This is a genomic window from Reichenbachiella sp. (assembly GCF_033344935.1).
Taxonomy (GTDB): domain Bacteria; phylum Bacteroidota; class Bacteroidia; order Cytophagales; family Cyclobacteriaceae; genus Reichenbachiella.
Genome location: NZ_JAWPMM010000001.1, coordinates 2,340,358 through 2,365,364, shown reverse-complemented (window position 1 = coordinate 2,365,364; position 25,007 = coordinate 2,340,358). Strand labels below are relative to the sequence as shown.

28 protein-coding genes are annotated in these 25,007 nt (G+C 40.9%); 22 read left to right on the top strand and 6 right to left on the bottom strand.

Annotated features, from left to right (window positions below; all coding sequences use genetic code 11):
• Positions 1-2: 2 nt before the first annotated feature.
• Positions 3-1,022, bottom strand: coding sequence for an agmatinase family protein (locus tag R8N23_RS10255; protein ID WP_318171504.1), 1,020 nt, complete (start codon positions 1,020-1,022; stop codon positions 3-5).
• 2 nt (positions 1,023-1,024) lie between these two features.
• On the bottom strand, positions 1,025-1,525 hold the full coding sequence (locus R8N23_RS10250) for a SixA phosphatase family protein (RefSeq protein WP_318171503.1): 501 nt from the start codon (positions 1,523-1,525) through the stop codon (positions 1,025-1,027).
• A 115-nt stretch (positions 1,526-1,640) separates the two neighbouring features.
• On the opposite strand from R8N23_RS10250, the gene topA reads away from it, so the two are divergent.
• Complete coding sequence (gene topA, locus R8N23_RS10245) at positions 1,641-4,160, top strand: type I DNA topoisomerase (protein WP_318171502.1); 2,520 nt, start codon at positions 1,641-1,643, stop codon at positions 4,158-4,160.
• 6 nt (positions 4,161-4,166) lie between these two features.
• Here the strand turns inward: topA and R8N23_RS10240 are convergent, their stop codons facing one another.
• Complete coding sequence (locus tag R8N23_RS10240; protein ID WP_318171501.1) at positions 4,167-4,811, bottom strand: Crp/Fnr family transcriptional regulator; 645 nt, start codon at positions 4,809-4,811, stop codon at positions 4,167-4,169.
• A 150-nt stretch (positions 4,812-4,961) separates the two neighbouring features.
• Here R8N23_RS10240 and R8N23_RS10235 point away from each other — a divergent pair, with 150 nt between their 5' ends.
• The 3 genes from R8N23_RS10235 to R8N23_RS10225 are packed head-to-tail and all read left to right on the top strand — an operon-like array spanning position 4,962 to position 6,572.
• The gene (locus tag R8N23_RS10235) at positions 4,962-5,492 is read left to right on the top strand and encodes a CopD family protein (protein ID WP_318171500.1); all 531 of its coding nucleotides are present in this window, start codon (positions 4,962-4,964) and stop codon (positions 5,490-5,492) included.
• The gene (locus tag R8N23_RS10230; RefSeq protein WP_318171499.1) at positions 5,485-6,150 is read left to right on the top strand and encodes an SCO family protein; all 666 of its coding nucleotides are present in this window, start codon (positions 5,485-5,487) and stop codon (positions 6,148-6,150) included. The genes R8N23_RS10235 and R8N23_RS10230 overlap by 8 nt, the downstream gene beginning before the upstream one ends.
• The gene (locus tag R8N23_RS10225) at positions 6,147-6,572 is read left to right on the top strand and encodes a cytochrome c (RefSeq protein ID WP_318171498.1); all 426 of its coding nucleotides are present in this window, start codon (positions 6,147-6,149) and stop codon (positions 6,570-6,572) included. The genes R8N23_RS10230 and R8N23_RS10225 overlap by 4 nt, the downstream gene beginning before the upstream one ends.
• Here the strand turns inward: R8N23_RS10225 and R8N23_RS10220 are convergent.
• Together R8N23_RS10220 and R8N23_RS10215 are read right to left on the bottom strand one after the other, a co-directional pair.
• Positions 6,569-7,003, bottom strand: coding sequence for a hypothetical protein (locus R8N23_RS10220; protein WP_318171497.1), 435 nt, complete (start codon positions 7,001-7,003; stop codon positions 6,569-6,571). The genes R8N23_RS10225 and R8N23_RS10220 overlap by 4 nt on opposite strands.
• Before the next feature lie 252 nt (positions 7,004-7,255).
• Positions 7,256-7,801 (bottom strand): DinB family protein, encoded by a 546-nt coding sequence (locus tag R8N23_RS10215; protein ID WP_318171496.1) that lies wholly within the window; start codon positions 7,799-7,801, stop codon positions 7,256-7,258.
• A gap of 242 nt (positions 7,802-8,043) precedes the next feature.
• Between R8N23_RS10215 and R8N23_RS10210 the strand changes: the two genes are divergently transcribed.
• On the top strand, positions 8,044-9,294 hold the full coding sequence (locus tag R8N23_RS10210; protein ID WP_318171495.1) for a sodium:proton antiporter: 1,251 nt from the start codon (positions 8,044-8,046) through the stop codon (positions 9,292-9,294).
• Between the two features lie 2 nt (positions 9,295-9,296).
• On the opposite strand, the gene R8N23_RS10205 is transcribed toward R8N23_RS10210, so the two are convergent.
• Complete coding sequence (locus R8N23_RS10205) at positions 9,297-10,136, bottom strand: universal stress protein (RefSeq protein WP_318171494.1); 840 nt, start codon at positions 10,134-10,136, stop codon at positions 9,297-9,299.
• A 248-nt stretch (positions 10,137-10,384) separates the two neighbouring features.
• On the opposite strand from R8N23_RS10205, the gene R8N23_RS10200 reads away from it, so the two are divergent.
• The 17 genes from R8N23_RS10200 to paaZ all read left to right on the top strand — a co-directional run bounded on the left by R8N23_RS10200 (position 10,385) and on the right by paaZ (position 24,911).
• On the top strand, positions 10,385-11,353 hold the full coding sequence (locus tag R8N23_RS10200) for a glutaminyl-peptide cyclotransferase (protein ID WP_318171493.1): 969 nt from the start codon (positions 10,385-10,387) through the stop codon (positions 11,351-11,353).
• Between the two features lies 1 nt (position 11,354).
• Positions 11,355-11,651 (top strand): SCP2 sterol-binding domain-containing protein, encoded by a 297-nt coding sequence (locus R8N23_RS10195; RefSeq protein ID WP_318171492.1) that lies wholly within the window; start codon positions 11,355-11,357, stop codon positions 11,649-11,651.
• A gap of 92 nt (positions 11,652-11,743) precedes the next feature.
• Complete coding sequence (locus R8N23_RS10190) at positions 11,744-12,289, top strand: YfiT family bacillithiol transferase (RefSeq protein ID WP_318171491.1); 546 nt, start codon at positions 11,744-11,746, stop codon at positions 12,287-12,289.
• Positions 12,290-12,372: 83 nt separating this feature from the next.
• The gene (locus tag R8N23_RS10185) at positions 12,373-12,960 is read left to right on the top strand and encodes a TetR/AcrR family transcriptional regulator (protein WP_318171490.1); all 588 of its coding nucleotides are present in this window, start codon (positions 12,373-12,375) and stop codon (positions 12,958-12,960) included.
• On the top strand, positions 12,957-14,300 hold the full coding sequence (locus tag R8N23_RS10180; RefSeq protein ID WP_318171489.1) for an NAD(P)/FAD-dependent oxidoreductase: 1,344 nt from the start codon (positions 12,957-12,959) through the stop codon (positions 14,298-14,300). Before R8N23_RS10185 ends, R8N23_RS10180 begins: the two co-directional genes overlap by 4 nt.
• 1 nt (position 14,301) lies before the next feature.
• A complete protein-coding gene (gene paaE, locus R8N23_RS10175) occupies positions 14,302-15,375 on the top strand; it encodes a 1,2-phenylacetyl-CoA epoxidase subunit PaaE (RefSeq protein WP_318171488.1) in 1,074 nt (357 codons plus the stop codon).
• Between the two features lie 50 nt (positions 15,376-15,425).
• Positions 15,426-16,364 carry a 1,2-phenylacetyl-CoA epoxidase subunit PaaA gene (gene paaA / locus R8N23_RS10170; protein ID WP_318171487.1) on the top strand — a complete coding sequence of 313 codons (939 nt, stop codon included), beginning with the start codon at positions 15,426-15,428 and terminating at the stop codon, positions 16,362-16,364.
• A gap of 14 nt (positions 16,365-16,378) precedes the next feature.
• Positions 16,379-16,669, top strand: coding sequence for a 1,2-phenylacetyl-CoA epoxidase subunit PaaB (gene paaB, locus R8N23_RS10165; protein ID WP_412071665.1), 291 nt, complete (start codon positions 16,379-16,381; stop codon positions 16,667-16,669).
• A 4-nt stretch (positions 16,670-16,673) separates the two neighbouring features.
• Positions 16,674-17,429, top strand: a complete 756-nt coding sequence (paaC, locus tag R8N23_RS10160; RefSeq protein ID WP_318171485.1) for a 1,2-phenylacetyl-CoA epoxidase subunit PaaC — start codon at positions 16,674-16,676, stop codon at positions 17,427-17,429.
• Positions 17,423-17,917, top strand: coding sequence for a 1,2-phenylacetyl-CoA epoxidase subunit PaaD (paaD, locus tag R8N23_RS10155; protein WP_318171484.1), 495 nt, complete (start codon positions 17,423-17,425; stop codon positions 17,915-17,917). Before paaC ends, paaD begins: the two co-directional genes overlap by 7 nt.
• Before the next feature lie 21 nt (positions 17,918-17,938).
• Positions 17,939-18,718 carry an enoyl-CoA hydratase-related protein gene (locus tag R8N23_RS10150; RefSeq protein ID WP_318171483.1) on the top strand — a complete coding sequence of 260 codons (780 nt, stop codon included), beginning with the start codon at positions 17,939-17,941 and terminating at the stop codon, positions 18,716-18,718.
• The gene (locus R8N23_RS10145) at positions 18,715-19,872 is read left to right on the top strand and encodes a 3-hydroxyacyl-CoA dehydrogenase NAD-binding domain-containing protein (RefSeq protein ID WP_318171482.1); all 1,158 of its coding nucleotides are present in this window, start codon (positions 18,715-18,717) and stop codon (positions 19,870-19,872) included. Before R8N23_RS10150 ends, R8N23_RS10145 begins: the two co-directional genes overlap by 4 nt.
• The gene (gene paaI / locus R8N23_RS10140; RefSeq protein ID WP_318171481.1) at positions 19,872-20,288 is read left to right on the top strand and encodes a hydroxyphenylacetyl-CoA thioesterase PaaI; all 417 of its coding nucleotides are present in this window, start codon (positions 19,872-19,874) and stop codon (positions 20,286-20,288) included. Before R8N23_RS10145 ends, paaI begins: the two co-directional genes overlap by 1 nt.
• Position 20,289: 1 nt before the next feature.
• Complete coding sequence (pcaF, locus tag R8N23_RS10135) at positions 20,290-21,495, top strand: 3-oxoadipyl-CoA thiolase (RefSeq protein ID WP_318171480.1); 1,206 nt, start codon at positions 20,290-20,292, stop codon at positions 21,493-21,495.
• Between the two features lie 3 nt (positions 21,496-21,498).
• Positions 21,499-22,113 (top strand): YdeI/OmpD-associated family protein, encoded by a 615-nt coding sequence (locus R8N23_RS10130; RefSeq protein ID WP_318171479.1) that lies wholly within the window; start codon positions 21,499-21,501, stop codon positions 22,111-22,113.
• A 26-nt stretch (positions 22,114-22,139) separates the two neighbouring features.
• A complete protein-coding gene (locus R8N23_RS10125) occupies positions 22,140-22,784 on the top strand; it encodes a transferase hexapeptide repeat family protein (RefSeq protein WP_318171478.1) in 645 nt (214 codons plus the stop codon).
• Between the two features lie 81 nt (positions 22,785-22,865).
• Positions 22,866-24,911 carry a phenylacetic acid degradation bifunctional protein PaaZ gene (paaZ, locus tag R8N23_RS10120; protein WP_318171477.1) on the top strand — a complete coding sequence of 682 codons (2,046 nt, stop codon included), beginning with the start codon at positions 22,866-22,868 and terminating at the stop codon, positions 24,909-24,911.
• Positions 24,912-25,007: the final 96 nt, after the last annotated feature.

The window sequence follows — 25,007 nt, the reverse complement described above, 5'->3', positions numbered from 1 at the left end:
AACTAACTACACACCCCACAAAGCGCATACAACACCCTCGCTCCTACGTTCGCATTCCATTCTTTGTCGTCCGTTTGCGGAGCGACTTCATTCAGATCGAAGCCTATGATATCTCTACCCGAAGCTTTCACTTGATGGATCAGATAAACTGCCTCTTCGAAGCTCAAACCTCCCGGAACTGGTGTCCCCGTCCCAGAACATAAAAAAGGCTGTAGCCCGTCGATATCAAAGCTGATATAAACCTTATCAGGTAGCTGCGCTACCATTTCTTTACACAAAGAATGCCAGGTCGTTCCTTCAAACTGCTGCCATTTCAATTCCTGATCAAAATAGACGGCCACTCGCTGATCCGAATTTGCCATTTCCATTTCCTCCTCACAAAAATCACGAATCCCTACCTGCACCAATTTGGAAATATTGGATAACTTCAAAGCATTATACATGATTGACGCATGGGAATGCTCGAATCCCTCATAGGCTTTGCGCAAATCTAGGTGTGCGTCGATCTGTAGAATCCCAAAGTCATCGTACTTATCGTTTAGCGCTTCGAGATAGCCCAAGGGCGTACTATGATCACCTCCCACCAAGCCTACTATTTTACCTTTATTAAGATAGGATAAAGCTTGACTTTTAAGTTTTGTTTTTAATTCACTCGTACCTTGATCTACAGACTCAATGACAGTTGCCATATCCGCATACTCCTCTCCAGCCTCTAAGGCATCAATATATGGTTCTACAAGCGTTCTTAAATTTTGACTCTTGTTTCTTATCGTTTCATCAATTGGCGCCATCCAAATTCCTTGCTTCCATGGCGCTTCCCTTCCTACTACTTCAAGGTCCAATTGGGCAGAAGCATCCAGAATAGCCTGAGGCCCTTCCGCCGTGCCAGCCGAATAAGAAACGGTAGCGTCCCATGGCACAGGCAATAGTATGATTCTTGAATCTTCTTCACCGAAAGGCAATCCAAAGATGGAACCTTTAACACCTACTGCACTGGGATCATAATTAGATAAGCTGGACATAATCAGGTCTGTGCCGGACGAACTGGCTTGTGATATTTCACCAACTCCATATTGTTCTGAGATACCTCAGCCCAAGCACCATCAAACTTCAAATGAACCAATCCTGCCGGAGATACATTACCGATCACAGCTCCACTCACATACTCAGCCAAATAAGTAATGGCAGGATTATGTGCTACGATTACTACTTTATTATTTTTTTCTTCCAGCTCATTAATCACCCGAAGTAAGATGCGTGTAGACGACTCATATAGGTCTTCCAAAAAATCCACATTTACCGGATCATACCCCAGCTGTTCAGCAAGTAGAGCGGTAGTTGTTCGTGTACGAATGGCTGTACTAGATAAGATCAAATCTGGCGTACCCAATAGATCAGCCATGGTTTTGCCCAATTTAGATGCATCTATTTCGCCGTCCGAAGTTAATGGTCTTTCAATATCCTTGATATCGAAATTTGTGGAGTCCGCTTCTGCGTGTCTTACTAGAAAAAGTTCTTTGTTCATGAGATGTAATCCGTATTACAATTGAGCAATTTATTTAGAAATCTAAATTTCGTATTTGCTAAAATCAATTTTTTTTAGTCATCTTTGACGCTTTTAGGAATTAATTTCAAATTCTATGTCGAAGAATCTGGTAATAGTAGAGTCGCCCGCCAAGGCGAAAACGATTGAGGGGTATTTGGGTAAAGACTATAAAGTAGCTTCGAGTTATGGTCATGTCCGGGACCTTCAGAAAGGAAACAATGCTATTGACATAGAAAACGGATTTCAACCTACCTATGAAGTCTCCAAAGACAAAAAGGATGTCATCAGAGACTTAAAAAAATTAGCTAAGGGTGCAGAGACTATCTACCTCGCGAGTGATGATGACCGCGAAGGAGAAGCGATTTCCTGGCACTTACAAGAGGCCTTGAAATTGGATGAATCCAAAACCAAAAGGATTGTATTCCACGAGATCACGAAGAATGCAATCAGCCATGCGATCAACAACCCAAGATCTTTAAATGTAGATTTAGTAAATGCGCAGCAAGCAAGAAGAGTGCTAGACAGATTAGTAGGTTTTGAACTCTCTCCTATTCTTTGGAAAAAAATTAAGACTGGCTTGTCTGCTGGACGTGTGCAATCTGTTGCCGTGCGATTGGTCGTAGATAGAGAAAGAGAAATCTCAGAACACGTACCCGTATCTTCTTTTAAAGTTACCGCTGAGTTTACCCTCGACAAAGGCAAAATATTAAACGCAGAACTTCCTTCAAAATTCAAAACAAAAGAAGAAGCCGAGTCATTTATCAGTGATTGTGTAGGCGCCTCTTACGATATTAAAAACCTGGAGAAAAAGCCTGGAAAAAAATCACCCGCTCCTCCATTTACGACTTCTACCCTGCAACAAGAAGCCAGTAGAAAAATTGGTTTTTCTGTAGCACGTACCATGAGTGTCGCTCAAAAATTGTACGAAGCTGGTAAGATCTCTTATATGAGAACAGATTCATTGAATCTTTCGGACGAAGCGATCAATGGGGCTAAAAATGAAATTGCATCTAGCTATGGTGACAATTTCGTGAAAACAAGAAAATTCAAAACTAAGAATGCTTCTGCTCAAGAAGCTCACGAAGCTATCAGACCTACGAACTTCTCGAACCGATCAGCAGGCAACGACGAAAGCGAGAGAAGACTCTACGATTTGATTTGGAAACGAGCTATTGCTTCTCAAATGGCAGATGCTGAAATAGAGAAAACGGTAGCCACCATTGGTGTTTCGACAAGAGATGAAAATTTAACCGCTTCTGGTGAAGTAGTGAAGTTTGAAGGTTTTCTAAAAGTATATACTGAATCCACAGACGACGAAAACGACGAAGAAGAAAGCAAAGGCATGCTACCTCCATTGGAAATCGGACAGGTACTTGATTTGAGTATAATGAAAGCCCGAGAAGGCTTTACCAGACATGCGGCTAGATATACTGAAGCTAGTTTGGTGAAAAAATTAGAAGAGATGGGCATTGGACGTCCGTCTACTTACGCGCCTACCATCTCTACTATTCAGCGTAGAGAATATGTGGTAAAAGAAGCCAGAGAAGGCCAAGAAAGAAAATATACTGAGATCGTTCTGGAAGATGGCGAAGTAGTCATCAGTGAGAAAACAGAAATCACTGGTGCAGAGAAAAACAAACTCTTCCCTACCAACATTGCAATGATCGTAAATGACTTTCTAGTGGATTACTTCCCCAATGTCATAGACTATTCATTTACGGCCAATGTAGAAAAGGAATTTGATGAAATCGCTCACGGCCAAAAGACCTGGAATGCGATGATCGAATCGTTTTATGATGGATTTCATAAGACGGTTGAAGATACTGAACAGGTGGAACGTTCAGAAATTGGTAAAGTGAGAGAACTTGGTAACGATCCTGAGACTGGAAAACCTATCATCGCCCGAATGGGACGATTCGGCGCTATGGTTCAGATGGGCGAAACCAGTGAAGACGAAGAGGCAGAAAAGCCTAAATACGCAAGTCTTAAGAAAGGCCAGTTTCTGGACAATATCACTTTAGAAGATGCGCTTGAACTTTTCAAATTACCACGAGATGTGGGTGAATTTGAAGGCAAAGTCATAAGCATTGCCATAGGGAGATTTGGACCTTACATCAAGCATGATGATAAATTTGTATCTATTGGAAAGGATGAAGATCCTTTGACTTTAAGTCTGGATCGTGCCATAGAATTGATAAAAGAAAAGCAAAAAGCAGATGCTCCAGTGGCCTTTTACGATGAACTTCCTGTTCAAAAAGGAGTTGGGCGTTTTGGTCCATTTATTAAGTGGAATGGCATGTTCATCAATGTGAACAAGCGATACGATTTTGACAACCTTTCTGAAGCTGATATTGTTGAATTGATAAAGGAAAAAATCCAAAAGGAGATTGACAAAGTCATTCACAACTGGGAGGAAGAAGGCATTGTCGTTGAAAAAGCACGATGGGGACGTTCGGTGATCAAAAAAGGCAGAGTAAAAATAGAACTACCGAAAACAGTAGACGCTGCGGCACTTAGCTTAGATGAAGTGCAAGCGATCATTGAGAAGAATGCTCCTGCTAAAAAGAAAAAAGCACCCGCAAAAAAGAAGACTGCGAAAGCCAAGAAAAAATAGGATTTGCTATACTAGCAAATCCACATCTCTAATTAGTATCCTTCTTCTATCGAAGTTGATTACATTTTTTTCTTTGAGTTGATTCAAAGTGGTGGTTACAGTTTGTCTAGAGGTTCCGGTTAGGTTCGCAATATCTTTATGAGTGAAGTTATTTTGAATCAATGTTTCAAACCCTACTTTCTGACCACTCTCTACAGCCAGCTCTTTCAAAAACTCAACAATTCTGGTTCTTGAATCTTTTGAAGTAATAGATTCAATTCGCTTATCCAGCTTTTCGATCTTTCGTCCCATCAAACTTAGTACTCTCGAAAATAATGACTGATCAGTTTTGGCCGCATCCAACAATTCTCGAACCACTAACACACGAACGGTGGTGTCATTGGACAATACGCGAGCATACTCTTCCCTCTTTTCCTGTTCTACTAGTGCCATTTCACCGAATATGCTTCCTTTACTAAGAATAGATTTCACCACTTCATGACCAGATCCATCTTCCTTTGCCAACTTCACACTTCCCTTTTCAATGAAATATATCAAATCCGAAGGCTCATTGATTTTAAAGATGTAATCATCTTTCTGGTAAATGATTTGGCTTGAGGAAAGTACTTTCTCCCCGTATTCTAGAAGTATGTCTGATCCATTATTCTTCATATCCTTGAGGTGTTATTATTTTGACCAACTAATTACATTAACACCCACCCAAACAATTACCACTACTCCAATACCACTTAGAAATTTCTTTAATTTTCACTTGGCGTTGGGATTATGCACTTCGCATTTATATTTGCCCATATTATTGCGATGACCTATTTATATCTAAAAGCCCTCCACATCATTTTTGTAGTCACCTGGTTTGCCGGGTTGTTCTATATGGTGAGGTTATTTATATACGCTACTGAGGCCTCTCAGAAAGAAGAGCCTGAAAAGTCCATATTACTCAAGCAATTGCTTTTGATGCAAAGCCGGCTTTGGAACATCATAGCCTGGCCATCTGCAATTATTACTTTTGTCGTCGGGACTTGGTTAGCCATAGAAAGTGGGTTTTGGACCATGCCTTGGTTTCATTTAAAAGTCTTATTCGTATTAGGTCTTTTTCTTTACCATTTCATTTGTCAAAAACTATTTAGCCAAATGAAGAGAGGAGTTTACAAATACTCTTCCACTCAACTTCGCATCTGGAATGAGGTGGCCACCTTATTTCTTTTTGCCATAGTATTCATTGTTGTACTCAAAAATACCCTCAGCTGGATTTGGGGGATTATTGGAATTGTCCTTATTGGAATTTTACTGATGCTCGGCATCAAGATTTATAAAAAACTTAGAAATGATTAATAAAATATTACCTGCATCCCTTCTATTTGTAGCAGCCATTCTTACCACCTTCTGTAGTCAACCTTACGGTAAAAACGAATTACCTATCATGGGAAGGAAAAAACTTGTGGAGAAGGAAGTTGACGGAAAGACTGTTATCGACACACTTGATCACATGATTGCAGACTTCGCCTTCTACGATCAGGACAGTACATTAATTACCAATGAAACTTTTAAGAATCAAATTTACGTCTCAGATTTTTTCTTCACCTCGTGCCCTACTATCTGTCCTAAAATGAAAAAGCAGATGTTACGTATCTATGAAAAATTTGAAGAGACTCCTGAAGTTGCCATACTATCTCATACCATAGACCCCACTCACGACAACGTTGCAGTTCTGAATGAGTATGCAGAAGCGCTTGGAGTAAATAGTTCGAAATGGCATTTTGTAACCGGAGATGAAGATACCATCTATCACATCGGAGAAAAGAGCTATATGGTAACTGCCGGTGAAGATGAGCAAGCTCCAGGAGGATACATTCATAGCGGCGCCTTTTTATTGGTGGACGATCAAAGGCGCATCAGAGGTGTCTATGATGGAACCATGGAAGAACAGGTTGATATTCTGCTGTTAGATATGGACCTTCTACTCAATGAGCTAGCCAATAAGAAGAAATGAAATTTGTTGTTTCAGTCTTAGCTCTAATTACATTAATCAACTGCCGACCAGAAGGAAGATATACGGGCAGCGAGGCTATCAAATTTGATCAGTATATGTTTCAAGGAGAACAGTTATACATAGCCCATTGCATCAATTGTCACCAAAAAGATGGCTCTGGGTTAGGTAAACTAATCCCACCGCTTTCCACTGACTTTGTATCCAAACAAAAAGAATTATCCATCTGTGGTATCAAGCATGGTTTGGAGGGTCCAATAACAATCAATGGAATCACTTATCAAGGAGCAATGCCTGGTAATCCAAGATTGACACCTCTTGAAATTGCTGAATTAATGACATATATCAGCAACTCCTGGGGTAATGAATTTGGAATGATAAATACAGGTGAAGTAAGTGAAATACTAAAGAACTGTGCAGATTAACTGTTCTCCAAAAGGTACTTTTCTGCCTCGTCTTTCGAATTAAGCATATCATCTCTCACCTTTTTAATCAGCTTATGTTGCTCGAGTAGGTACTGCATAACTTCTCCATGAGGAGTCCCCTCTTCCACTTGCTCATATTGCCTCATCCATTCCATCATACCTTCATTGGCATCCTTCAGCTTTTTAGATAGGTTTCTCATTTCATTGACCTTAGATGAATAATCAACCAAAGAGTCTAAGGCGAGAGAATCTGCCTTTTGAGAAAGTTCGGCTGACAACGCTCTTAGGTTTCCCATTTTGGGCATTACTTCATCATGCATAAGCATCACTTCTTCAAACAAAGCCTGCTGCTCTTTTTTATCAGTATTGCAGGCAAAGGAAATAGTTGTTATAGTCAGTAGAATCAAAAGGTTTCTTAATTGCAAAATCATGGATGTTCTTAGGTTTTGAAAGCCAATAAAACACAAATGTATCAAATTAGGCTATCATCAAAATGGAAACCTAAAGAAGTATGCAAATTTTGATTCGGTCTAGATAATCGTTAAATTGATTACAAATAAAAATTACTAGCTATGGTTTCTATTCTATTATTTTTCTCAATTGGGATATTGGGTGTTTGTTACTACAGGTACAAAACGATTTTAAAAAAAGAGCATCACAACTAATCAAAGTTCACAAGCTCTTCACCCCCTATTCTCAACCACCTCTATTATTCTGTCAATCTGTTTGATGTGATGATTGTAATGATCTTCTAAAAAAACGATGGTGTGATACAGAGAAAATCGTCCAGCAAATGGATGCCTAAAGATTAATTTCTCTAAGTGCTCTTCCGGAAAGGTTTCAATCAATTCTTTAATAGCCATTCTGTTTTTCGCAAATTGATTCTTCAGCTCATCATAGCCAATTTCTTTAGAAGGTTCTGGAAGTTGTTTCGGCATTCTGAAGCGAATTTGTGAATCAAGCAACAGCTTCAATAACTTTGCCCTCAATTGGGCACCAAACGAAGTTTCTTTCAGCGAGTCTATCCCAAGCATTTTTTTTTGAATGTACCGCAACGTACCAAATTCAGAATTTGACAGGTGTGCCAATACCTGATTGATTGACCACTTGCCATCACCTTGAGGTATGAAAAACAAATGGTCATCCATTTTGTTTAGTCGCACTTCTAATTGCGTTCTTCGAAACTCAAGAGAATCAAAAGCTTCCAATACTTCATTTCTTGCATCCATATTCATTACTTAACTTATACAAAACCAATTGTAACACATGAATATTTAGAATTCACGGAACTGTAATATTTGTATTTTTCAAATACTATGGGCAACTGAGTGCTCCTTATTTCATAAGAAATATTGAATTTTTTATATTTTTTTCATTAATATAGCGGTGAAAATACACTACGATTTGTATTAATATTGTAACGGAAAATTAAAGACCACCACTTTAAATCAGGACATTTTAATACAAGAGCATGCACATTTTAGATATTTTAGCCCTATTCATATGCTTAGCGGGCATCTTTATCTACGTCAATACTTACTATTTGAAACTTCCCTCATCAGTAGGCCTTATGATTTTGGCTTTGGGTCTTTCATTTGCATTATTGATCATCGAGCAGATTATTCCTGAGTTTAAACTAGGAACGGAAAGAATTTTACAAGACTACGACTATCATGAGGTGCTTTATCAGCTTGTGTTGAGCTTTATGCTCTTTGCTGGTGCACTTCAGATCGATTTTAAGAAATTAGCCGAAGAACGTACCCCTGTGCTCATTCTGGCACTTTTAGGAGTTCTTATATCTACATTTATAATAGGAGGCTTTGTTTACTATTTACTGATTTGGATAGGCATACCACTTGACTTCATGTATTGTTTGGTTTTTGGCGCCCTAATATCGCCAACTGATCCAATCGCCGTCACGTCTACCATAAAGAAATATAGCCTATCGAAAAACCTTGAAACCAGAATTGCTGGAGAATCGCTCTTCAATGATGGTATTGCTGTAGTAATTGCCCTTACTCTTTTGGACTTGGCGCACGCAGGTGAAGATCATTTTCTGGGTATTGTAGATATTGTTTGGGTGTTTGGAACAGATATCACTGGAGGAATCGTAATTGGTCTTTTCCTGGGCTATTTAGGCTATCGTCTGCTAAAGTATATCGACAACGACGAGGTGGAAGTTGAAGTTCTTATGACCTTGGCTCTCGTTATGGCTGGAACGCAGCTTGCAGAATTTGCTCATGTATCTGCTAAGCAAGCAGTTGTAGTTATGGGGCTTGTAATTGGCAATGAAGGTAAAAGTGGACATGTAACAAGTGCAGCAGGAGACTATGTCTTTAAATTTTGGCACTTGATTGAAGAAACGCTTAATGCTATGCTATTTGTACTGATAGGACTAGAAATGCTTATTATTCCATGGCGACTCGATTACTTTGCTGCCGGACTATTTGCTTTCAATATTGTACTATTTGCTCGTTACGTAAGTGTGAGCTTGCCAATAGCCGCCATGAGTACCTATCGAAGTTTTGAGAAAAACACGATCCACGTGCTGGCATGGGGTGGATTAAGAGGAGGTATTCCTATTGCTCTTTCCTTATCCCTTCCAGAATTTGAAGGTAAGGAAGTGATTATCACCATGACTTATACTGTAGTAGTCTGCTCTGTACTTTATCAGGGACTAACTATTCCTAAGTTGATGAGAATCACATTCCCAAGAAAATAAAATCATCTAATAGCCATCGTCCAGATCGGGCGATGCGCATGATTCAGTACACTTTTAGAAACATGGCTAGCTAGCAAATGTAATAACCCATGTCTATCATGTGTGCCTATTGCTATCATTCCAGCATCAATTTTCTCTGCATAATCCAAAATTGACTCTGCGAGATCTGATGAATTCATAGCCACGGTTGAACAATTTTTCAAATCATACTCAGAGACAAACATCTTGAGTCTTTTTTGCACCTCTTCTGAGGTAGTCCATTCTGAATTGTACACTTTTAAAATGTGAAGCTTTGCATCATAATACTCTTGTAAATTCTTCAAATGCTTCATGATCTGAGCTTGATCATCCTTTAAATCAGTAGCAAAAACGATATCTTTAACATTCTCAATAGAACATTCATCTTTGATCACTACCACGGGACATGTAGCATATCTCACCGTCTTATCAGCCACAGATCCTACTAAAATCTCTTCTAATCCCGATGCACCATTAGATCCCATGATAATCAAACTAGAATTATGTGACGCAATATTTTGGGCTATCGATGAATAGGGATTTCCAATTTCAATCTTATAACTAATAGTCACGTCACTATTCTTTGGATCATTCACTATTTCCTCTAGTCGTTCTTTTGTCTTGTTGAGCAATAGTTTCACGTACAAGTTATCCATAGGATCATAGTGCGCCTCACCAGATACTTTCATGGTTTCAATATTTGGGTCTTCCACAATATGAAGCAAAAGAATTTCCGAATCAGTATTTAAGGCCACGGAACGTGCTGCGTTATATGCATTCATTGATTCCTTAGAAAAGTCAATTGGAACTAATATTCGTCTCATCTAAATATGTTTTTAAGGTAAAATATTAAAGCTTACAGCTAAATTTAACTAATACGAATCGGAACTTGAATTATTAATCCATAATTCATTTTCGTAAGCAGATCAATCATGATAATATTGCCATGATTAGTTTATAAATAACGATGACTCTATTCAAATCATTAATTTTCTTTGTTGCCCTTCTAACTATAATCTCATGTGATTCATCCACAGAGCAAAAGAAGAAACCTAGCCCAAGAGTAAAAAGCTTGAGTAAAATCACTGAACCCAGAAATGGCATTAGAAAAACCATCGGAGACTCTATCGAATTCAAGATTACTTCTAATAGCAGCAAAATCACGATAGATTCAATACAAATATCAAATAATGGGCAAATTTTGGCTCATGACCAATTGATTTGGAATACAAGTTCAGAGAGCCCAGGCAAAAAAGATTTAACTGTTTCGGTCTTTTTGAACAATGGCACCATTGAAAAGAAAAGACATTCAGTCACACTGCTTTCTGATATCGAACCTACTCGATATACCTACAGAGTAACAAATACTTATCCGCATGATCCTGACGCCTTTACCCAAGGCCTCATCATGAACAATGGCCAACTATTTGAGAGTACAGGAGAAAAGGGGCAATCAACACTACGAAAAGTGGAATTAACATCAGGAAAGGTCCTGCAGTCAGTGGATATAGCCTCACAATACTTTGGTGAAGGAATTGGGCTGGTTGGTGACAAAATCTACATGTTGTCATGGAAAGAACGAACGGGTTTCGTATTTGACAAAAATAGTTTTGAACAGATTAGGCAATTTTCTTACGCTACTGAAGGCTGGGGTATGACAACCAAGGACGACACTCTGATAATGAGTGATGGCACTTACATTATTAGATTTATGGAGCCAGAAACCTTTTCTGAAGTCAAACAGATTAAAGTATATGATCAAAACGGGCCTATTGATTATTTGAATGAATTGGAATATGTGAACGGAGATTTATTTGCCGTGCGATGGCAAACGGAACTTGTATACATTATAGATCCAGATACAGGAAAAGTAAAAGGCATACTCGATCTGGAAGGTATATTTGACTATTCTCTGTATGAAAAAAGAATAGATGTCCTCAACGGAATAGCTTACAATAAAGAAACAGACAAGTATTACATCACAGGTAAGTGGTGGCCTAAATTATTCGAAATTCAGCTCATAGCTGCTAACAATTTATAATATGACTTTAGAAGAAACAACAGCCAAAGTGCAAGACTTGGCTTCAAAAAAAGCAGGAGCTATTGGTTCCAAAATCAAATTTCAATTTGATGAGGGGGTGATTTACTTAGATGATACCGTAGCACCTACCGTAGTCTCAAATGCTGACGATTATGCAGATTGCACAGTCCGTGTGAGCTTGTCCAATTTCAATAAATTGATGTCAGGGGATATGAATGCTATGGGCGCATTTATGATGGGCAAGATCAAAGTTGATGGAGATATGTCCATTGCCATGAAACTGTCCAACTTATTCTAAACCTTGCAATAAACTAATCTAACCTATTAGTTCTTCTCAATAAGGATCATGGCAGCTGTGATCTCTGTGTGTTTACTTTAAATAAAAAAAGCATGAGTATACAAGAACTAGAAGATCTAAAATATCCAATTGGCAAATTTCAATTTCCAGAGTCCTTTTCTCAAACTGAAATTGAGAATGGTATTCACACCATTTGCCACTTTCCGCAAGTACTTCGAGAAACCGTTCAATATCTTAATGACGAACAACTCAACACGCCTTATAGACCAGACGGTTGGACGGTACGTCAGGTGGTTCATCATTTGGCAGATAGTCATATGAATAGCTATATCCGATTCAAATGGACCATCACAGAACAGGAACCGACCATAAAAGCCTATGATGAAAAAGCCTGGGCTGAATTAAGCGACGCTAGATATGATGCCATCGAACCTTCCCTACTTTTATTAACTGCCCTCCATTTAAAATGGACAAACTTACTAAACAATCTATCCAAGGAGGATATGAGTAAAGCTTTCATTCATCCTCAAAATGGCCGTAAGATTCAATTGCATGAAAATATCCTGTTATACGCCTGGCACTGCAATCATCACTTAGCACATATTGCCAATTTATCTGAAAGAATGAATTGGGGTTAAATAGGTACTGTCTGCTATTGTCTTTTTAACTTAATGTTTTCAAATTCTTTTCTTGATTAACTAACATTTGTTAGTTTTGAGAGATGTCTAAAACCAACACAAAAAAGACTAAAAAGCAAATCATCCTGGAAGAATCAGCCACCCTCTTTAGAGAAAAGGGATATTCTGCCACTACGATGCGTGATATTGCTGCCAAAGTAGGTGTAGAAGCTGCCAGTTTGTACAACCACATTAAAGGAAAAGAACAAATCCTTTCAAAAATCTGCTTTTCCTTGGCGGACACCTATACTTCCAAAATGGAAGTCATCTTGAACTCCAAAGATTCTGCCATTGAAAAAATCAAAGAGCTCTTATTGCTTCATGTTGAAATCAATGCCATGAGTTCTCCTCTAGCAAGTGTCATGAATGATGAATGGCGTCATTTGACTGAACCAGAGCGCGGAGAGTTTCTATCTAAAAGGCGAGATTATGAGAATCACTTTCTCGCGATCATTGAAGAAGGCATTTCAGATGGTACGGTAATCGTAAGTGATTCAAAAGTGGCATTATACACCATGTTATCTTCTATTCGTTGGCTCCAGCATTGGTATCACTCTAATAAAGACATGGATGTAGAAGCTGTGAAAGAGACTATCATAGGATTGTTAATGAAAGGAATAGAAAAGAAATGAGCAAGCGAATAACCATAGTAGGCGCAGGATTAGTTGGCTCATTACTAGCCGCACTCTTCGGTAAGCGTGGATACACGGTAGAAGTTTTCGAAAGAAGACCAGACATTCGAAATGCAAACATTTCTGCTGGCAAATCTATTAATATGGCTTGCTCCACACGCGGTTGGAAAGCACTAGATCTCGTCGGTGCTGGCGATAAGGTTCGTGAAGCTGCCATTGCCATGAACGGCCGAATGATGCATGGAATAGATGAATCTCTTACCTTCCAGCCATATGGAAAAGAAGGGGAAGCTATCTATTCTATTTCTAGAGCAGGACTGAATCAAATTCTAATCGATCATGCCGATCAGTATGAAAATGTCAACTTTAACTTCGAGCATAAATGTATTGAAATAGATTTGGATACCCCACTTGCGGCTTTTGAATTGCCGGATGGTAACATTAGCACCAGCGATTCTGACATTATATTTGGAACAGATGGAGCATTTTCTGCAGTACGCTCGGTCATGCAAAAATTGAAACATTTCAATTTTTCTCAAGAGTACATCTCTCATGATTATAAAGAGTTGAGCATCGAGGCAAAAAAAGGCGACTTCCAAATGGACAAACATTCGCTGCACATTTGGCCACGTGGTAGTCACATGCTTATTGCTTTACCTAACCCAGATGGAAGTTTTACCTGTACATTATTTCTACCCTTCGAAGGAGAAAACTCTTTCGAGAAATTAAAAAGTGAAGAAGAAATCAAAGGATTCTTTGAAGACAAGTTTCCCGATGCTTTAAAGCTAATCCCAAATCTCATTGACTTATTTAATGAAAATCCAACTTCACCCTTAGTCATAATCAAATGCTTTCCCTGGACTTACGAGGGTAAAGTAGCGCTCATTGGAGACGCTTCTCATGCCATAGTTCCTTTTTATGGTCAAGGCATGAATGCAGGATTTGAGGATGTATCCATTCTCAATGAAATGATGGATAAGCATGGGGATAATTGGATTGAACTTTTTAAAGAATTTGAGACTTCAAGAAAACCAGACGCAGACGCAATTGCTGATTTAGCGCTTAAGAATTTCATCGAAATGAGAGACTTGGTTGGGCAAGAATGGTTCTTGAAAAGAAAGAAAATAGAAAGAGCGTTGTATGAGGACTTTCCAGAGCAATTTATTCCTCAATATTCCATGGTATCCTTTACCAATACGCCTTACAGCGAAGCTGTGAGGAAAGGAAATCAGCAAGAATTAATTTTAGACGAACTGTCTAATAAAGAAGACATCTTAGAAATCATAGAAAGAGGAGAGTTTAAATCCTTCGTCGAATCAAACAACATCATCCCAAACTAAAATGCACCATTTTTACCCACTTAAAATATCCAAACTCATCAAAGAAACATACGACTGTGTTTCTTTAGAGTTTGAGGTGCCTCCTGCGCACCAGGCCATTTTCAAATACAAGCAAGGCCAACACGTCACACTTAAAAAAATTATTGATGGCGAAGATGTTCGACGCTCCTACTCCATTTGCAGTAGCCCAAAAGAAAATCGCTTGAAAGTGGCCATTAAAAAGGTAGATGGAGGAGCATTTTCTACCTATGCCAACGAAAAGCTACAACCAGGTGAAGAATTAGAAGTCATGCCGCCTTCCGGTAGTTTCAATTCTGAGCTAAACGCCGAACAATCCAAAAACTATGTGGGATTCGCTGGTGGCAGTGGTATTACTCCAATCATTTCCATTCTAAAGTCCGTTATGGACACGGAACCTCATAGTGAGTTCACACTTATCTATGCCAACCGAGGTACAGATACGATTGTGTTTAAAGAGGAAATTGAAGGCTTGAAAAACACTTACATGGAACGATTGAATATCTTCCATGTGTTCAGCGAAGAGCATACCGAATTCCCATTGTTCGAAGGGTTTGTAGACAAAGAAAAAGTAACAGCATTTTCAAAAACCATCATTGATCTAAATTCTACAGATGAGTTTTTCATTTGCGGCCCAGAACCCATGATGTTAGGCATTCAAGAGGCATTATTGGATTTAAATGTCGACAAGTCAAAAGTTCATATCGAACTTTTCACTAGTCCAGTTGGCAAATTAGGAACAGGTACTGGTCAGAAGAAAGAATCATTTGAGAAAGTGAAGTGTAAAATCACCATTCAGATCGATGGTGTAAAAATGGACTTCGATTACAACAGCAACGACTCTATTTTGGACGCTGCCACTAAAAAAGGTGCAGACCTCCCCTATGCTTGCAAAGGTGGTGTCTGCTGTACTTGCAAAGCGAAGTTGATCGAAGGAGAAGTGGATATGGCTGTCAATTACGCCTTGGAGCAAGATGAAATTGACCGAGGGTATGTGCTGAGTTGCCAGGCACACCCAAAAACAGACAAGGTAGTTTTGAGTTTCGACGAAAATTAGACGTTGAATGTCGACTGGATATTGAGTAAATTTATAGAAAGCCCAAAAAGATGAGTACGATAGATTTAGAAAAAGAATTTCAGCGAAAGCTGGACGCAGAAGAGAAAATCGAGCCCAAAGATTGGATGCCCGATGACTATCGCAAAACATTGATCAGACAAATCTCGCAGCACGCCCATTCTGAGATTGTTGGCATGCTACCAGAAGGCAACTGGCTCACGCGTGCCCCTTCTCTTAGAAGAAAAGTAGCTGCCTTGGCGAAAGTTCAAGACGAAGCCGGACATGGATTATACTTATATAGTGCGTGCGAAACGCTCGGTGTAGAAAGAGATGATCTTCTCGATCAATTGCATACTGGCAAGGCCAAGTACTCGTCCATCTTCAACTACCCTACCTTAACTTGGGCGGATATGGGTGCCATAGGTTGGCTCGTGGATGGTGCGGCTATCATGAATCAAGTACCGCTTTGCAGATGTTCCTATGGCCCCTATGCACGTGCGATGGTGAGAGTTTGTAAAGAAGAAAGTTTCCACCAGCGCCAGGGGTATGAAATCATGCTCAGTCTATGCAATGGCACACCCGAACAAAAAGCCATGGCACAGGACGCGCTCAATCGATGGTGGTGGCCGTCAATTATGATGTTTGGGCCCAACGATGCAGACTCACCTCATACGGCGCAGTCCATGAATTGGAAAATCAAGCGTTTTACCAATGACGAGCTAAGACAAAAGTTTATAGACGCCACGGCACCGCAAGCCGATATTTTGGGTATTACCATTCCAGACCCAGATTTGAAATGGAATGAAGCAACAGGCCACTACGACTTTGGACCTATCGACTGGGACGAATTCTGGGCTGTAGTGAAAGGCAACGGCCCTTGTAATAAGGAGCGACTCGCCACCAGAAAGAAGGCCTATGAAGAAGGTGCCTGGGTGAGAGAAGCAGCTTTAGCTTACTCAGAAAAAAGAAAGAAAAAATCAGCAGCATAACCCCAAATTTGATAATCATGAGCAACAAGAATTGGCCCCTTTGGGAAATATTTATAAGAAGTAAATCAGGTATCAACCACAAGCACGTGGGCAGTCTCCATGCTGCTGACGCCGAGATGGCTGTAGAAAATGCCAGAGATGTATACACACGCAGAAGCGAAGGTGTCAGTATTTGGGTCGTTCCTTCTAGTGAGATAACGGCCTCCGATCCAGAAGAAGGTGCGGAATTATTCGAGCCAGCCCAAAGCAAGGTATACCGCCACCCTACTTTCTACAATTTGCCGGAAGAATTGAAAAACATGTAAGCTGATGAAAGATCAAAATACATATGACTACGTTCTCAGGCTTGCAGACAACTGCCTGATTCTGGGACAGCGACTGGCAGAATGGTGTGGACATGGCCCAGTGCTCGAACAAGATATTGCTTTGACTAATATTTCACTCGACTTAATCGGTCAAGCCAGAAACTATTACCAATACGCATCTGAATTGACCGGAGGAGAAAAAAGTGAAGATGACATCGCATTTCTTAGAAATGATAGAGAATATAAAAACCTCCTATTGGTGGAGCAGCCGAATACTGACTTTGCCTATACCATCACTCGACAATACCTATTCGATGTGTTTCATTTCCATTTGTTAAATGAATTGGCTTCCAGCAAAAATGAAAATATTGCGGCCATTGCACAAAAAAGCATCAAGGAGGTCACCTATCACAAAAGATGGAGTGGTCAATGGGTCTTACGATTGGGCGACGGTACGGAAGAAAGTCAAGCGAAAATGCAAACTGCTTTGGATCATTTTTGGTCATATGCCTTCGAAAGCATTACGTCTGATGAATTGGATCAGCAAATTGCAGAATCTGGTATAGGTGCTGATTTAAATAGAATTGCGGATACCGTAAAAAAAGAAATCGAAGCACATTTGCGTGAAGCAACCTTAACTATTCCAGAAAGTTCTTGGAATCAAACCGGAGGAAAAACTGGTATGCACTCAGAGCACTTGGGCTATCTATTAGCAGAAATGCAACACTTACAAAGAGCATACCCTGGCGCTGAATGGTAAATAGCAAAACCATATCACCGGAGCAAGTACTCAACAGTCTTCGCAAAGTCATGGATCCAGAAATCCCTGTGCTCTCTGTGGTAGACATGGGTATCATCAGGCATATTGAAATCGCCGATCACCTAGTGGTCACTATCACTCCTACTTATTCGGGTTGTCCCGCCATGAATACCATTGAATCTGACATTAAAAAATGTCTAATAGACGAAGGGTATGAAAATGTGGAAGTAAAAACCGTACTACAACCCGCTTGGACAACAGACTGGCTAACAGAAAACGGCAGAGCGCAACTCAAAGCTTATGGCATCGCGCCTCCTCAAGGAAGTACTTCCAAAAGGTCATTGTTTCTCGAAGACGAAACCGTGCCTTGTCCACAGTGCGAATCTAAGAACACTGTTTTAGTGAGTGAATTTGGCTCCACGGCCTGCAAGGCTCAATACAAATGCAGGGATTGTCTGGAACCGTTCGATTATTTTAAATGTATTTAAACCCGAAAGCATAAAACAACAATGACCCAAACCTTACAGCACGAAATCCAAGATGGCATTGCCATCATTCGATTCAACAGACCTGATGTATTCAATAGTTTCAATCGTGAAATGGCACTTGGCTTCCAGGAGCTTCTGGATCAGTATGGTCAAAATGATGAGGTAAGAGCTATCTACCTCACAGGCAATGGAAAAGCTTTCTGTGCAGGACAGGATTTGGCTGAGGTGACTGCGTCTGATGCACCTTTTATTGAGAATATTGTTGCCGAGCACTACAATCCCATTGTTCGTCGGATTAGAGAAATTGAAAAGCCTGTGATTTGTGCAGTCAATGGTGTAGCAGCAGGTGCTGGAGCAAATTTGGCTTTGGCATGTGATATTGTAGTGGCAGTTGAAACGGCATCTTTTATCCAAGCCTTTAGTAAAATCGGTTTGATACCTGACAGTGGAGGAACCTTTTTTCTTCCCAAACTGATTGGCTTCCAAAAAGCCAGCGCACTGATGATGATGGGCGATAAAGTCTCAGCTAATGATGCAGAGAAGCTTGGTATGCTTTATAAGGTTTTTAGCGTAGAAACATTCGAGACAGAATCTATGAAGATCGCTCAGACCATAGCCAAAATGCCAACGTTAGGATTGGTTTACACCAAAAAATTACTCAATTCAGGTTTAACCAACAACCTCAATGAGCAATTGGATCAAGAAGAAATTTATCAGTCCAAAGCAGGTAAAACCGAAGATTACAAGGAAGGTGTCCAAGCCTTTTTAGAAAAGCGTAAACCAGAGTTTGTAGGGAAATGAAAGTAATTGGAATTATCGGTGCAGGGTCCATGGGAAGCGGTATAGCGCAAGTAGCAGCTACTGCTGGCCATGAAGTTATTTTGCTGGACAGTAGCAAGCCTATGCTGGACAAGGCCAAGCAAAGCCTCAAAAAAATATTGGATCGACTAGCTGAAAAAGGGAAACTTTCAAAATCTGAGGCCGGAGCCATATTAGATAGGATTCAATTCACAGATCAATTGCAAGAATTCAACTCGTGCGATCTGATCATTGAAGCCATCATTGAAGATTTGAATATTAAAAAGCAAATTTTCAGAGAACTGGAAAGTATTGTTAGCACGAACTGCATCATTGCAACCAATACTTCCTCCCTATCGGTTTCTGCTATTGCTAGCGCCTGCGACATTCCTCAGAGAGTATTGGGAATCCACTTCTTCAATCCGGCACCTTTAATGCCATTAGTAGAGATCATACCTGCTGTTCAAACTGATGACAATGTGCTTAGGGAAGCGAGATCCTCCATTGACAGCTGGGGAAAAATTACAGTCCAAACTAAGGACACACCTGGCTTTATTGTTAATCGAGTAGCTCGTCCATTCTATGGAGAAGCGTTGAGAATACTAGAAGAAGGCATAGCCGATGTGGCAACTATAGACTGGGCCATGACCGAGATCGGTGGGTTTAGAATGGGGCCATTTACCTTAATGGACTTCATAGGCAATGACATCAACTACACCGTTACAGAAACAGTGTTTAAATCCTTCTTTTATGATCCCAGATACAAGCCTGCCTTTACTCAGAAAAGATTAGCGGAAGCTGGTTATCTCGGGCGTAAGTCAGGCAAAGGCTATTACGATTATTCAGAAGGAGCTACGAAACCAGAACCTTACTTTGACAAGACCTTAGGGTTGCAGATTTTCAATAGAATACTAGTAATGCTGATTAATGAAGCCGCCGATGCACTTTTCTGGAACATTGCCAGCAAAGAAGACATCGATTTGGCGATGACCAAAGGGGTGAATTACCCGGCTGGGTTGCTTAGATGGGCAGATGAGTTTGGTATTGACAATTGTGTCAAGCATATGGATCAATTGTATGACGAATATCTTGAAGACAGATATAGATGCAGCCCACTGCTACGTAGAATGGTGAGAGACAAAAAGACTTTTTACTAATGATGACACCCAAAGCCATAGTGGATCAAATGTACGCCCATGACACCTTTAGTCAATGGCTTGGAATTTCTATTGAAAAAATTGAACAAGGATTTGCTCAAATTAGTATGGTGGTCAAAAGTAATATGCTCAATGGATTTGGTATAGCCCATGGTGGCATCACCTATTCCCTAGCGGACAGTGCGTTTGCCTTTGCATCCAACTCACAAGGGCGACATGCGGTATCCATTGAGACTTCGATCTCGCATACCAAGGCAGTAAATGAAGGAGATACTTTGACGGCTGTTGCCAAAGAAGATAATCTGGCGAACCGCTTAGGAAATTATAGCATTACCGTCACCAACCAAGAGAAAGAAGTGGTGGCACTATTTAAAGGAACCGTATTTAGAAAAGACTCGCCATGGAGCGAGAAGTAATATGAAAGAAGCTTATATCATAGATGGAGTAAGAACTCCAATTGGGAAATTTGGCGGGACACTTAGTCCAGTAAGAACAGATGATCTGGCGGCTCATGCCATTCGCGAATTGATGGTCCGAAACTCATCACTAGACCCTGCAGCCATAGACGACTGTATTTTAGGCTGTGCTAACCAGGCAGGTGAAGACAATCGAAATGTAGCCCGCATGGCTGGACTACTAGCAGGTCTTCCCTACTCCGTCCCAGGCGAAACCATCAACAGACTATGTTCGTCCGGGCTATCCTCTATCATTCAAGCTAATCGTGCCATCAAAACTGGAGACGGTGATGTTTTCGTAGCGGGCGGTATAGAGCACATGACTCGCAGTCCATTGGTGATAGCTAAGTCAGCAAAACCTTTTGGTACTGATTCACAAATGTTTGATTCTTCCTTTGGCTGGAGATTTGTCAATCCTAAAATGCATGAGCAATACGGCACGGATGCCATGGGCATGACTGCTGAAAATCTGGTAGACAAGTATGATATCAGCAGAGAAGATCAGGATGCTTTCGCTTTTTGGTCACAGCAGAAAGCAGCAGCAGCTCAAGCCAGCGGAAGGTTGGCTAAGGAAATTGCACCTGTTTCTATTCCTCAAAGAAAGAAAGACCCCATCGTATTTTCAGACGATGAGTTTATTAAAGCAGACACAACGTTAGAAGCTTTGGCAGGATTAAGACCAGCATTCAAAAAGGATGGTTCAGTCACAGCTGGAAACGCTTCAGGGTTGAACGACGGTGCCGCAGCCGTATTGGTGGCTTCAGAAGATGCCATCAAAAACTATAACCTAAAACCAATGGCGAGAATCGTGTCTTCGGCAGTGGTTGGTGTTGAGCCTAGAATAATGGGTATCGGTCCGGTGACTGCTTCATTGAAGGCATTAGAAAAAGCTGGTTTAACCATGGATGACATTGATGTGATCGAATTGAATGAAGCCTTCGCTGCTCAAAGTTTAGCCTGTACCAGAGCCTGGGGACTGGCAGACAACGATCCAAGAGTAAACCCTAATGGTGGTGCCATAGCGATCGGCCATCCACTCGGTATGACCGGCGCTCGAATCGCCTACTCTGCGGCTTTAGAGTTGAATTTGAAAAACAAGAAATACGCGCTCGTAACGATGTGTATTGGTGTAGGACAAGGTTACGCAGCTGTTTTAGAAAGAGTATAAACCATGGCAAAAGCAAACCCAGACGCAACCAAAAACATCAATGCTTACTTAGCTAAAGCGTCAGATGTACAACGACCGATCTTGGAATTGATCAGAAATACGGTCAGTAGTGTAGATGACCGAATTCAAGAAGATTGGAAGTGGAATGCGCCATGTTTTTTCATGAATGGTATGATTTGTTGGTTCGTAGGGTTCAAAAATCACGTGAGTGTGAATTTTCACAAAGGCTCCCTCATGCAAGATACTTTCAAGGCATTTGTAGAAGGAAAAGATGCAGACAAAGGCAACCGCATGATTCATTACAAAACGCTTGATGATGTGAATACAGAAGTGCTTAAAGATTACGTCAAGCAAGCGCTACTCCTCAATGAACAAAACATCAAGGTCGACTATGAAAAAAAGAAAACCTTAGCGACGCCTGACTATTTCTCCGAAGCCCTAGACGAAAACCTAATGGCAAAGGCAGCATTTGAAAACTTTACAGATGCCCAAAGGCGAGATTATATCGAATGGCTAGTTGAGGCGAAACGAGAGGCAACTAGAGACAAAAGAATGGCCCAAGCAATCGAATGGATTGCAGAAGGCAAAGTAAGAAATTGGAAATATATGAATTGTTGAATTAGTCCATAGTCGTTGGTCGATAGTTGACAAACTATCCTGACCAAGGACTATCGACCTTTGACCAGAACGAAGTGATATTTGAATTCAAAGGACTGAAACCCGTGATTGACCCGAGTGCCTATGTGCACCCGCAGGCTACTGTGACTGGTAATGTATTTATCGGCAAGGACGTCTACATAGGTCCATCAGCAGCCATTCGGGGCGACTGGGGGAAGATCGTGATCGAAGATGGTTGTAACGTCCAGGAGAACTGCACCATTCACATGTTTCCAGGTACTACAGTCTATTTGAGAAAAGGAGCGCATATTGGACATGGAGCCATCATACATGGTGCTGAGGTCGGTGAAAATGCTTTGATTGGAATGAATGCCGTATTGATGGACAATGCCGTGATTGGCAAAGAATGCATCATCGGGGCCTTAGCTTTTGTGAAGGGAGAAATGCAGATTCCTGCACGAAGCCTAGTTGCTGGGAATCCTGCCAAAATCATCAAAGAAGTCTCAGATGAGATGATCGCGTGGAAAACAGAAGGCACGAAATTGTATCAAGAGTTGCCAAAAGATTGCAAGGAGGCACTGATTCCATGCGAACCATTGATAGAAGCCGAACCTAATAGACCTGAACAGGTTGTGAATTTTAAAACTTGGAAGAGCACTAAACAAACTTAACCGTCATTGCGAGGCACGAAGCGATCTCATCAATTGAAAAGATTGCTTCACTCCGTTCGCAATGACGTAAATAATAACGAAATGAAAATACCCAAAATACAACATTACACCCAAGGACAATGGATCACCGGAGGCGGCGATGGAGAGGTGCTGCATCATGCCATCACAGGCGAACCGATCTTTACACATTCTGTAGATGGGCTGGATTTTAAAGACATTCTGGAATATGGTCGAAACGTAGGCAACCCTGCTTTACGCAAAATGACCTTTCAGGAAAGAGGATTGATGCTCAAAGCCTTGGCCATGCATCTGCATTCCAAAAAAGAAATGTTTTACGAATTGAGTAAAGCAACAGGTGCGACTCGGGTAGATTCATGGATTGATATCGAGGGAGGCATCGGAAACCTATTCGCTTATGCCAGTTTGAGAAGACAATTCCCCAACGAAGCGCACTACATCGATGGCGATACCGCTCCGCTATCCAAAGGCGGTAGCTTCATCGGCCAGCATATCATGGTACCAAAGGAAGGCGTAGCCGTGCACATCAATGCATTCAATTTTCCAGTTTGGGGAATGTTGGAAAAAGTGGCTGTCAATTGGTTGGCCGGAATGCCTGCGGTAGTCAAACCAGCCCAACAAACGTGCTTTTTAACAGAATTGATGGTCAAAGAAATTATTGATTCTAAGATTCTACCAGATGGTGCCCTTCAATTAATTGCTGGGTCTGGCAAAGGAATTTTAGATCATGTGGGCATGCAGGATGTGGTGACTTTCACGGGATCAGCCAAAACTGGTAGAATGCTCAAACAGCACCCTAACTTAGTGGAACATTCAATTCCTTTCACCATGGAAGCTGATTCGTTGAATTCAAGTGTGTTGGGTGAAGACGCAGTCCCTGGCACAGAAGAGTTTGACTTGTTTATCAAGGAAGTAAGAAAAGAAATCACAGTAAAGTGCGGTCAGAAATGTACGGCGATTAGACGGATCATTGTCCCGGAAAAACTGGTGGAAGACGTACAGATTGCTTTGAGTAAAGCCCTGGCTAAAACGACAATTGGAGATCCCGATGTTGAAGGTGTACGCATGGGAGCCTTAATCAATCAAACACAGGTTGAAATTGTAAAGCAGCAAATCGAACTACTCAAAAAATCTTCTGAAGTCGCTTATAGCAACGACGATTTTGAGGTGCTCGGTGCTGACAAGCAAAAAGGCGCCTTCATCTCTCCTACTTTGTTGATCAACAAAGATCCAATGAATAGTGATGAAGTCCACACAATAGAGGCATTTGGTCCTGTGAGTACGATTCTACCCTACAAAGATTTAGACGAAGCCATCGCCATTTCTAAAAAAGGATTGGGGTCACTTTGCTCTTCTATAGTAACAGCAGATGATAAAATCGCCAAGCAATACGTGCTAGGCGCAGCTTCGCATCACGGTAGAATTCTAGCCTTAAATAAAGATTCAGCTAAGGAAAGTACAGGCCATGGTTCGCCTATGCCCCTGCTAACACACGGCGGTCCCGGACGTGCCGGAGGCGGCGAAGAAATGGGTGGCAAACGAGGTGTCATGCATTATATGCAACGATGCGCCGTACAAGGTCATCCTACAACTGTCACAGAAATCGCGAATGTATATCAATACGGTGGTGCCTACAAAGAAGACGTGGCTCATCCATTCAGCAAGCACTGGGAAGAACTCGAAATCGGCGAAACTTACATCTCAGCAAAAAGAACAGTAACCGAAGGAGACATTGTGAACTTCGCCAATGTGAGCTGGGATCACTTTTATGCACACACCGATGTGACATCGCTGGATGGCACAATTTTCGAACAGCGTGTGGCACATGGCTACTTTATCCTTTCTGCAGCAGCTGGTTTATTTGTTCAAGCCAAGAAGGGTCCTGTATTGTTGAATTATGGATTGGAAGAATGTCGGTTTACCAAACCAGTATATGCAGGTACGACCATTGGTGTTCGTCTAACAGTGAAAGAAAAAATTGACCAAGAAAAGAAAGATGGTATAGCGAAAGGCATTGTAAAGTTTCTGGTGGACGTCTATGACGAAACTGGGGAAACAATTGCTATCGCAACGATTTTAACAATGATTAGAAAATTGGACCAAAAATAAACAACACGTCACTTCGATGCGTCAGCGAGAAGTCCCCTTGGGGCTACATTGCCGACGGGGATATCTCCCGCTGGTCGATATGACGATTAAAGAAAC